General features: G+C 57.3%; 2 protein-coding genes and 2 pseudogenes. 3 read left to right on the top strand and 1 reads right to left on the bottom strand.

Annotated features, from left to right (window positions below):
* Nucleotides 1-192: 192 nt before the first annotated feature.
* The 3 genes and pseudogenes from FV229_RS25345 (at nt 193) to FV229_RS25335 (ending at nt 3,957) form a co-directional block, all read left to right on the top strand.
* A pseudogene (locus FV229_RS25345) lies at nt 193-1,381 on the top strand (IS3 family transposase).
* A gap of 691 nt (nt 1,382-2,072) precedes the next feature.
* Nucleotides 2,073-2,882 (top strand): annotated as a pseudogene (locus FV229_RS25340) (IS5 family transposase).
* 67 nt (nt 2,883-2,949) lie between these two features.
* Nucleotides 2,950-3,957 (top strand): IS481 family transposase, encoded by a 1,008-nt coding sequence (locus FV229_RS25335; protein ID WP_147754577.1) that lies wholly within the window; start codon nt 2,950-2,952, stop codon nt 3,955-3,957.
* Nucleotides 3,958-4,153: 196 nt separating this feature from the next.
* Here FV229_RS25335 and FV229_RS27840 read toward each other — a convergent pair.
* Nucleotides 4,154-4,695, bottom strand: a 542-nt coding sequence (locus FV229_RS27840; protein ID WP_210246626.1) for a hypothetical protein, incomplete at its 5' end; no start/stop codon positions are given.

The following is a 4,695-nucleotide window of genomic DNA, read 5'->3' as shown; positions in this document are numbered from 1 at the left end:
AGCCGCGTGGCCCGCGCACACCGATGCACTTGATGCTTTGCGTGTCGACGATTGCCAGCCGCGGCTCCGGCCGGCGTCCGCAACGCTGTCGTTGCCGGCGGGTCAGATTTCGCATGAGGTCCTCGAATGGCCTGCCTCCTGAAAAGTGGTCCTCCCTGAGGTATGGCTTCGAGCCATGTGGAGGATATTTTTATGGGACGGAAGAAGCATACGGCTGAAGAGATCGTCGCCAAGCTGCGTCAGGTCGATGTCTTGGTGTCGCAAGGACGCAAGGTTGCTGAAGCAATCCGATCCATCGAGGTGACGGAAGTCACGTACTACCGCTGGCGTTCCGAGTACGTTGGCTTGAAGGGTGATCAGGTCAAGCGGCTGAAGTCCTTGGAGACTGTGAACCAGCGTCTCCGTCGAGCAATCTCCGACCTGACCCTGGAGAAGCTGATCCTGAAGGAGGCAGCCTCGGGAAACTTCTGAGCCCGGCTCGCCGCCGGGCTTGTGTCGATTACGTCGTTGCCGAGCATGGCGTCTCGGAACGCTTCGCCTGCTGTGTTCTGGGCCAGCATCGTTCGACACAGCGCAAATGCGCCGTCTTGATCGAGGACGAAGCCGCCCTGACCGCTGCGATCATCGCGTTGGCCCTCAAGTACGGCCGTTACGGCTACCGTCGGATCACGGCCTTGCTCCGGCGCGACGGCTGGACGGTGAACGTGAAGCGGGTCGAACGGATCTGGCGACAGGAAGGCCTCAAGGTCCCCGCTCGCCAACCGAAGCGGGCACGCCTCTGGCTCAACGATGGCTCATGCCTACGACTGCGACCGGAGCGACCCGACCACGTCTGGTCCTACGACTTCGTCGAGCACCGCACGCACAACGGGCGCAAGTACGGGATGCTAAATGTGATCGACGAACCGAAGGACCGCGCAGCGAGTTCACGCGCGAGTATCTGGCAATCCGTGTATCTCGCAAGCTGAAGGCACTCGAAGTGATCGATGTTCTCTCGGACCTATTCAGCTTATGCGAGGTCCCCGGTCATATCCGCTCGGACAATGGGCCGGAGTTCATCGCCAAAGCGGTCCAGGATTGGATTGCCGCAGTCGGCTCGAAGACCGCCTACATCGAGCCAGGCAGTCCATTGGAGAACGGCTATTGCGAGAGCTTCAACGCGAAGCTGCGGGATGAACTCCTCGACGGCGAGGTGTTCTACACCCTCAAGGAGGCCTGCGTCGTGATCGAGCAATGGCGTAGGCACTACAACAGCATCCGGCCGCACTCGTCGCTCGGCTACCACCCGCCTGCACCGGAGGTCATCATCTGGCCAACGGAACCGAGCAGCTCAGCGCCGCTCGCTCACCCCGCCATCGTCACGCGGCCGGCGATGCACTAACTTCGAACTTGGGCCACCGAATGGGGGCAGGCCAGGACACACGTAGAATAGGACATGGCGGGCGTAGCGGGCTCGATCAGGTGAAAAAAGTTGGTGTCAGCATCCAATCCATAAGCTACATCAATGCTTTACGTTGCGCTCGCCACCCCAAATCCACTGCTTTCGTGAATAGAACGTGGTAGTACTGCCAGAGTGGGAAGCGGTCTTGTGCCGTGGCTGAGGATACCGTTCCATCCCCGGCGGCGGCACTCATATCCAGTTATTCAACCATTTTTTGGTAGCATCATAAAGCCCGATCGGCGGCGATAATCGTTTGCTGTAATTGGAAATTATAAATAAAAACTGTACAGATAATATTATTAGAACTCTAAAGAAAAGGAGCTAATTACTAAATGCCGGAGTCATCTGATGAACTATGGCAACTAATATTTTGGATGATTGTTGCTATTTTTTTTAAATACAGCAGGGTGGTCTTTCATTGGCTTTGGTCGGGCGGAGAGCACATAAAGGCTATCGATAAAAACGATAAAATTATTGAAATCAATAAATCCTCACCCGGATCAGACCTCAAAAGCTTTTCTCTAATAATTTTATTTTTAGTAGCTCTGTCAGTAATTTTGATAATTTTAAGATAACTCAAATTATCTAAAGCGTGTTATGAACCGATGGTTTTGTTTGGCGTTGGGTTGGGGTGAGCCTGGATCGCGCTGCCTACTCGTCCGACGTGTCCGATGAGGAATGGGCGCTGGTAGCACCGTATCTGGCGCTTCTGCGGGAGAGTTCGGGGCAGCGTGACCACGAACTGCGCGAGGTGTTCAACGGCCTGCGCTACATCGTGAAGACGGGCGCGCCCTGGCGGTTCATGCCGCATGATCTGCCGCCGTGGGCGGCGGTCTACTAGCAGACGCAGCGTTGGCTTACGGCGGAGCGCTTTGCCGACGTGGCCGGGGATCTGCGGGCGGTGCTGCGGATGGCGGGGGATCGGGAGCCGGAGCCGTCGGCGGTGATCCTGGACAGCCGGACGCTGCGCTCGTCGCCCGAGAGCGGCGAGCGGGCGGGCTACGACGGAGCCAAGCGCAAGCGGGGCTCGAAGGTGCATCTGGCCGTGGACACGCCCGGCCACGTGGTGGCGCTGCACGTTACCCCCGCCGACGTGGGCGACCGGGCCGAGACGGGCCGGCTTGCCGCCGAGGTTCAGGCGGAGACGGGCGGCACCGTCGAGAAGGCCTTCGTCGATCAGGGCTACACCGGCCAGCGGGCAACCGAGGCCGCGAAGGCGCACGGGATCGCACTGGAAGTCGTCAAGGCGCCGGAAGCCAAACGCGGCTTCGTGCTGCTGCCGCGGCGCTGGGTCGTCGAGCGCTCCTTCGCCTGGGCCACACGCTGCCGGCGCTTGGTCAAGGATTACGAGCGCTACGGAACTACCTTGGCCGGCTTCCGTCTTGTCGCCTTCGTCTGCCTCATGTTCAAACAAGCCGAACGACTGATGATAGGTTCATAACCCGCTCTAGATGTTTGATCCCAGGGTTTGATGGTGCACTTTTCACGTCGGAGTGGAGGGACGCGCTATGGGCCAAGTTCTTCACGGCAGCGCCACAACGACGGAGGCGATCCGTCGAGCGATCCAGCATAGTCAAGCGAGCCTGAGGGCCCTCTCGAAGCGCTACGGGATCAACCAGAAGACGGTCGCCAAGTGGCGGCAGCGGACCTCGGTCGCCGATCAGCGCACGGGGCCGAAGGATCCTCGCTCGACGGTGCTGTCACCCGAGGACGAGGCGGTGGTGGTCGCCTTTCGGCGTCACACACTCCTGCCCCTCGACGACTGCCTCTACGCGCTCCAGGCCACGATCCCACACCTGACCCGCTCCTCGCTTCATCGCTGCCTCCAGCGACACGGCATCAGCCGATTGCCGGAGGTCGACGGCGACAAGCCCAAGCGGTCGCGCTTCAAGGCTTATCCGCTCGGCTACTTCCACATCGATCTGGCTGAGGTCCACACGGCGGAAGGGCGGCTCTACCTGCTCGTCGCCATCGACCGCACGACCAAGTTCGCCTTCGTCGAGTTGCACGAGAAGGCGACACGGCGGGTTGCGGGTGACTTCCTCCGCCATCTCATCGAGGCCGTGCCCTACAAGGTGAACACGGTGCTCACCGACAATGGCACCCACTTCACGACACCCGGCAACGTTGCCTCGGCCGCATCCATCATCAAGGAGGCGATTGCAGCTGGAGAAACCTTCCGAGCCCACAGCTTCGAGTCCGCCTGTGCCCGCAACGATATCGACCATCGCCTGACCAAGCCGCGGCACCCTTGGACGAATGGGCAGGTCGAGCGAATGAACCGCACGATCAAGGACGCGACGGTCAAGCGTTACCACTATGACAGCCACGACAAGCTCCGCGCCCATCTGGCCGACTTCGTGAGCGCCTACAATTTTGGCCGCCGCCTGAAGACCCTGCGGGGTCTCACGCCCTACGAGGCTATCTGCAAAGCATGGTTCGCCGAGCCCAGTCGCTTCAGGTCAAACCCGCTCCACCAAATGCCGGGACCAAACACCAAACCGAAAACGCACTAGAGCTTCGCCGGCGATCAGCTCTTCGACGTTATAGCATGTTGTTTTGAGGTGAATTTCTGCCAATTTCTTGTATATTACTTTGAATTGCATGCTTGACACAACAAGTAATGTTTCCACTACAATCGACAGGAAACCTATGTCGGGCGCGTTTCTATAACGCTGAAATAGATATGATAATTATATTCCAGCCATGCCGCTAGTACGGTCGTTGTGACATCAACGATCGAGCGAACTCGATAGCCCCAATACCGGCGTGATACTGTTGAATGCGACCGCCCGAGCGGATTACATATACGTCTCCTTGTGTTTCATTAACAATAACTGTACCAACTCCTAATGGTCCTCGGTAGGGAGCAGTGAAAGGACCAGATTCAGCTACCGCGCTTGGTATATTCGCCTTAATTAAATTCTGAGAAACCGAAGAGACGTAGGATCTACGTTGTAATTTCGATCGAATTTGCCCGGTCAGCAAATATTCTATTAAGCCCCCGCCGAGATCAATCTCATCCTCGACAAATGGTTGAGATGGTTTACTAGCTGTAACTCTTACACTTAGCGGCTCATCAGCTGAAAACGCTCGGACTGAAGACAGATTTAACGTTAAGATTGCTGACAAAGCGGTCGCTATGCATTTATAGTTCCGATTTGCATTTTTCGTGATTAATGACACCTCGGACTCCGCATCGATTTGTCTGCAAAAGTGTCTCAATTTTATTAAAAAATTGTCAATGACGGATT

It is taken from the genome of Methylobacterium sp. WL120, from assembly GCF_008039465.1.
Classification (GTDB): domain Bacteria; phylum Pseudomonadota; class Alphaproteobacteria; order Rhizobiales; family Beijerinckiaceae; genus Methylobacterium; species Methylobacterium cerastii.
Note: the sequence above shows the minus strand (reverse complement) of the source record. Positions and strands in the feature narration are given on the sequence as shown.

Coding starts and splice junctions, on each gene's coding strand:
- FV229_RS25335 (WP_147754577.1), top strand. CDS start 2,950: ATGGGCCAAGTTCTTCACGGCAGCGCCACAACGACGGAGGCGATCCGT.